Origin of the sequence: Neobacillus sp. C211 (assembly GCF_051842875.1) — a bacterium.
GTDB lineage: Bacteria > Bacillota > Bacilli > Bacillales > Cytobacillaceae > Neobacillus.
In genome coordinates, this window is the sequence record NZ_JBPXRO010000070.1 from 1 (window position 1) to 4516 (window position 4516).

Below are 4516 nucleotides of genomic sequence, written 5' to 3' on the forward strand. Positions count from 1 at the left end.
CTGAAAAAGGTTGTCTTTTTTGTCTTCTTTTTAAGTTTTAATAAAGAGCCCTTTCATCGCACGAGGTTGCATATTTTTTCGTTTCACGGTAAATGGAACAACCCACAGTAAGTGTGAGCACCTTTGCCGTATTTAAATGAAAGATACTTTACATCGTGACCTATTAAGGACCAGACCCGCGAATACCAGAGCAGTGCTTCCCCTAATGACTTGAAAATTAAAACCCTCGCACCAGTAGTTTCCATCGATATCGAAAAATCCAGAAAATAATCAACTTGCTTTGAATAAATCGCGAGCATTTATCGGTAAAAAAGAAAGAACTAAGGCACAGCTCAATATTTCTTCGTTTATTGAGGGGGTTATGTCTGAATACCAAATTGATCATAAAACAAGTATTGTCAAATGAATGAACCTGATTCATACGTTTGCGTCGATTTCAATACTTGTAGGGGTCCTCGGTACCTTTATTGGACAGATAAAGGGATGCCTATGAACCTTAGGAAAAAGGAAGGAAACTTAAAAAAATCCCACAGAAACTGTGTCCATCCAACGCTTGCCTTCATATGGTAATTAATAAAAGATGGTGGAAAAGCAATTGAAATGGGGTTAGTTTCCAATGACAGAGCAAATGATTGATGAGGAAAGAAGCGGCGTTTCGATCATAACCTGTACAAATAAGCTTTACTTCATGGAAAACATTTTTGACAATTATAGCAATCAAGAATGGAAAATGAAAGAATTAATTATCATCTTAAATAATAATCGATTAAATATAGAAGAATGGATGAAGAAGGCGGAACTGTTTCAAAACGTCACTATTTTTCAACTGCCGGAGGATGTATCGCTTGGTTATTGTCTTAACTACGGAATTTCCAAAGCAAAGTATGACACTATTGCTAAATTTGATGATGACGATTATTATGCCCCGGCGTATTTAACAGAAGCCATGAATAGTTTTATAGACAATGTACAAATTGTCGGAAAAAGAACTTATTATTTGTATTTTGAAAATAAGAACCAGTTGATCCTTCGCTTTCCAAACCGTGAAAATAGAAAAATTAACATGGTTCATGGGGGTACAATTGTAGCGAAAAGGGAAGTTTTTGAAAAGGTATCCTTTCCTGATCTTTCTCTTGGAGAAGATAAGCAATTCTTTAAAAAATGTGTTGCCGCAGGGATTCGAATCTGTTCGACCAGTCGATATAATTATACTTATTTTAGAAGAGATCAAATATTTCACACTTGGAACCCTGATCTAGGATACCTATTTAGGACATCGGAAAAAATATCCATTACAACCGATTTTAAAAAATATGCTGACCCCGAATGGCTATCTTAATCTAATAAAAAAGGACATGTCTATTCTTCATTTTATTTTCCCTTTTTTACTTTTATTGTCTCTAAAGTACTAGTTGCACTTGAAGTCCGATATAGATTGCTCCGTCCACTTTACCTTGACAGCGGGTGAGCATATTGATCTTATATGAAAAGAAACGATCCCTAATGGAACTAAAAAAAGCTCACTTAATTAATATTTAAGTGAGCTTTGATTCGAAAATAAACCTATATTCTCAAGGGGATATAACCCTTTTTTATTTTTATAAAAATAATTTGTCCTTAAAGGGTTGAATTAAATAAATATGATTTATTGTATTGCTCTTGAATTTTCTTACTATTTTGCTCTATATTATAGACTCAAAACCTTAAACGGTATCCCAAGGGTATTGAAGGTAATCAGGCTGTCCATCGCCTCTTATAATAAGTTTTTTTGCAACGAGAGCTAGTTTATCTTCAATTTCCTTCTCTTTTCCGCTGTATAAACGATTATAGGTTGTCCCCCAATTGATCGCAATTAACTTGTCCTTTGTTTGTTCTTGAATTTGTTTGGGAGCCTCCAATAAGAGGCCAGGATCACCATTTCATTATTGCTCAAATATTCATTAAATGTTCTTTTAAAAACATTCCATAATAATTCATACCCTAAGTTAAAAAATCCTATCCATCCAATATACAAAACCTTTTTTTGCCATGTTGAATAATCACTCTCGTTTGCATGATTCATATATTTCCAGAGTTCTATTGGTCATATCCTTTATATTAAACTCAGTTTCGACCCATTCTCTTGAATCTACACCCATTTTGTGTAGAAAATCTTTTTTTTTAGAAATAAGTTTAGAAATATCTCTGAAAAAAATAAGCCTACTTCTTTTGGATATTGATCCATGGTCACCGAAATAACATTTCCAAGCTTCCTCATAATGATCTTTGTCTATCACACCAAAATAGCCATGATTCCCTACTGCAATAACAGGTTTTCCGCAAGACATAGCCTCCAAAGCAACCCTGCCTGTTCCAATCACACAATCTGCACTAGATAATAAAGTCTCCATATCTTGTCTTTCTCCAAGAATATGAATAAACTTGCTTTGACATAAAACATGAATTTTATCTGCAAGTTTTTTAATTTTCTTAAAATAAGGTCCTTTTCCTACAATGACGACATGGATGTCAAAGCCTCTTAATTTTAACTTCTTGCAAGCTCTAAGTAATGTCAAGCCAATCTTCCCTTTAGCCCATGTTAACCTGCTAGCGTACATCAATATAGTTGTATTTGGGGGAATATTTAATTCGTTTCTCAAATTAGTAATGGTTCGAAAGGTATATTTTTGAGTATTTATTCCATTTGGAATGATAAATGAATTTAAAGAAGTATTATTTTGTATATAATTGTGGACTGGGTAACTAACACTTATAATTTTTGAAGTGAGATTTAGCACTTCAGTTAGTTGCTCAATAGGATAGTACGTACCATGGACAGTAAAAACAGTAGGGATGTTTAAATCCTTAGCAATCGAAAATATCAGGTAGGCCGAGGGAGTTTGATGGGCATGAATGATGTTTATTTTTTCATTAATTATCATTTCTCTGACCATTGTAGAGAATTCAGCTAATTGTTGTTCGTTATTATGATTTGGATAATTAACTTCAAACACCTTACAACCTAAATCTAAAAAAGACTTTTTTACTAAACCGTTTTTTCCTATTACTATTACTTTTAAATTGCGAGATACCATTTCTTCAACCAAACTTAAAACATGTGTTTCCGTACCACCTATATCAAAACTATCTAAAACCATCAAAATATTATCCTTATACATCTTTTTTTTCACCTCGACTATAGAATTGTCGAGATCTTTGATTAGGGTGTGCCCGATAATAATATAAGACTTCAGGGATATTTGATATTTCTATCCCTGCATTTATGCAGTTTGCAATAAACTCGTAGTCCTCGGCCCCCTTTATACGTCTAGTAGGACCCCCGATACGGTCAAAAATTTCTCCGCGAAACATTATTGTCCCATGACAGACACAATGACCGCCTTTTCCGTAAGTTTTTTTGATATCCTCCCCATATCTGATCCAAGTTGCTATTTGTTGTTCTTCAATGTTACCATTTTGAAATGCAGCATATGTGGTCCCTACTAAACCAACTTCTGGTTTTTCCTCCAAAAATTTAACTTGTTTTTGAATACGATCTTTATGAGAAATATCATCAGCGTCATGAACGGCAATATATTCACCTTTACTTAGAATATAGCCTATATTAATGGCTCCAGCAAAACCTACATTTCTTGGGAGAGTAATTAAATCAATAGGGAAGGATGGATTATTTTTTTTAATCCACTTTTTAATCTTTCGCTTAGTGGGGTCGTTAGAAAAATCATCTATGATAATAACCTCAATATTTTCATAGGACTGATCAAATATACCGTCTAAGCATTCTTCTATAAAAGAGGCGACGTTGTAACAAGTAATAACTATGCTAACAAGCCCCTTTTGTCTATTAAATAACACTACTTATCACCTCATAATTACATAATTAAAATTAAAATAATGTATATTGGACAGTTGAAAAATGTAACGATTTGACCATGATGCTCGTTAAGCTCAAAACAAAACAATCAGAACATCCAGATTGTTCATGTGGCCAATTTTTCTCTCCTTCCCAATATTATAATTAATACACGATAATGTATGAATCAGTGGACAAGCTTGATTGGACTTAAAATAAAAAATGAGAAAAAAATAAATGTTAAGAAATTAAAATCATATTATTAATGTATGGAATCCTGAGAAGAAGATAAGGTCCACAAATTTGTTCTTGAAAAATATTTTTAAAAAGTTATTGACCGATTTATTAATATCCTGTAATATTAGGAAAGTCGTCAGTAAGATGATAAGTTAATAAATAAGTTGTTGACATTCTATTTGGAATTATAAATTATTAGGGTTTTTCGGAAAAGTAATTATTTGCTCTTTGAAAACTAAACAAACAAAAACGTGCAAACAAACAATAATAATCGTGTTCCTTCTATTATATGAAGAACATGAGCCAACGTTACATTTATGAGCTAATCAACTTTCTTGGAGAGTTTGATCCTGGCTCAGGACGAACGCTGGCGGCGTGCCTAATACATGCAAGTCGAGCGAATCAATGGGAGCTTGCTCCTGTTGG

The 4516-nt window shown here is 33.3% G+C and carries 4 protein-coding genes and 1 rRNA gene; 2 read left to right on the forward strand and 3 right to left on the reverse strand.

The annotated features are described in order from the left end of the window. Nucleotides 1-616: 616 nt before the first annotated feature. Nucleotides 617-1339 (forward strand): glycosyltransferase, encoded by a 723-nt coding sequence (locus ACSU6B_RS28765; protein ID WP_410889872.1) that lies wholly within the window; start codon nucleotides 617-619, stop codon nucleotides 1337-1339. 364 nt (nucleotides 1340-1703) lie between these two features. Here ACSU6B_RS28765 and ACSU6B_RS28770 read toward each other — a convergent pair whose 3' ends face one another. The 3 genes from ACSU6B_RS28770 to ACSU6B_RS28780 form a co-directional block, all read right to left on the reverse strand. Further along, a complete protein-coding gene (locus tag ACSU6B_RS28770; protein WP_410889873.1) occupies nucleotides 1704-1898 on the reverse strand; it encodes a hypothetical protein in 195 nt (64 codons plus the stop codon). Nucleotides 1899-2039: 141 nt separating this feature from the next. Further along, complete coding sequence (locus ACSU6B_RS28775) at nucleotides 2040-3158, reverse strand: glycosyltransferase (RefSeq protein ID WP_410889875.1); 1119 nt, start codon at nucleotides 3156-3158, stop codon at nucleotides 2040-2042. Then, nucleotides 3151-3855 (reverse strand): glycosyltransferase family 2 protein, encoded by a 705-nt coding sequence (locus ACSU6B_RS28780; RefSeq protein ID WP_410889877.1) that lies wholly within the window; start codon nucleotides 3853-3855, stop codon nucleotides 3151-3153. The genes ACSU6B_RS28775 and ACSU6B_RS28780 overlap by 8 nt, the downstream gene beginning before the upstream one ends. Nucleotides 3856-4422: 567 nt before the next feature. On the opposite strand from ACSU6B_RS28780, the gene ACSU6B_RS28785 reads away from it, so the two are divergent. Further along, nucleotides 4423-4516, forward strand: a 16S ribosomal RNA gene (locus ACSU6B_RS28785); the annotation flags it as partial.

What these genes read in the sequence shown, in the direction of transcription:
- ACSU6B_RS28765 (WP_410889872.1), top strand. Translation starts at nt 617, where the DNA reads ATGACAGAGCAAATGATTGATGAGGAAAGAAGCGGCGTTTCGATCATA.
- ACSU6B_RS28775 (WP_410889875.1), bottom strand. Translation starts at nt 3,158, where the DNA reads ATGTATAAGGATAATATTTTGATGGTTTTAGATAGTTTTGATATAGGT.